The sequence below is a fragment of the Qipengyuania pacifica genome (assembly GCF_019857205.1).
Taxonomy (GTDB): Bacteria; Pseudomonadota; Alphaproteobacteria; order Sphingomonadales; family Sphingomonadaceae; genus Qipengyuania; species Qipengyuania pacifica.
Map to the genome: position 1 here is coordinate 1 of NZ_JAHWXO010000048.1, position 804 is coordinate 804.

Genomic DNA, 804 nt, shown 5'->3' on the forward strand with positions numbered 1-804 from the left:
ACCGTGGCGGCGCAGGAGCGTGAGCTTCTGACGCTTGATGCTGCGCTCGCTCGTGCGGGCATCGTCGACAGCGCAGATGAGCCCCCAGATAATCCGCGCCTGATCGGACCGCGGGCCGAAGCCGACGCGGCGCGGGCACTCGTCGACCAGGCGCGGCTGCGGCCCAACCCCGAAATTGCTTTCGAAGCCGAAAACATTGCCGGAAGCGGCGCGTTTTCGGGATTGCAGGCCACCGAGTACACCTTGTCCCTGAGTCAGCGGCTCGAATTGGGCGGCAAACGAGGAGCGCGCGTCCGCGCCGCCCAGGCGGAGGCGCGCGTCGCGACCCTTTCAGGAGCGCTCTCGGTTGCTCAGCTCGGGCGATCGGTGCGCGAGCGCTATGTGGAAGCCGTCGCTGCGGCAGCCCGATTGGAACTCGCGCGGGACATAGTCGAGCGCAACCGCGAGCTTGCCAGGATCGCAGGGGTACTGGTCGATGTCGGGCGGGAGCCTCCCTTGCGTTCGCTTCGTGCCGAAGCGGCACTTGCGGAGGCGCTCGCGGAGCTTGAAGCGGCCCTGGCTGCCGACAGTGCGGCGAGGAATGCGCTGGCCGCGCTTTGGGGCGAGGCAGCACCTGCTGCGGACGTGCCTTCGGTGTTCCCCGAGATCGAACCACCGGCGACGCTGCTCGCGTCACCTTCGGCCTTACGCCTTCAGGTCGCCCGTGCCGAACGCGAGGCCGCGGATGCCGCGATCGCCCGGGAACGCTCTTTAGGCATTCCGGATCCGGCAATATCCGCCGGAATCCGACGGTTCGAGGAAAGC

At 68.2% G+C, this 804-nt stretch carries 1 protein-coding gene; it reads left to right on the forward strand.

Going from position 1 to position 804, the window contains the following annotated elements; all coding sequences use genetic code 11:
- Positions 1-804: TolC family protein (locus KYK83_RS17085; RefSeq protein ID WP_222829102.1), on the forward strand; the 804-nt coding region annotated here is incomplete at both ends.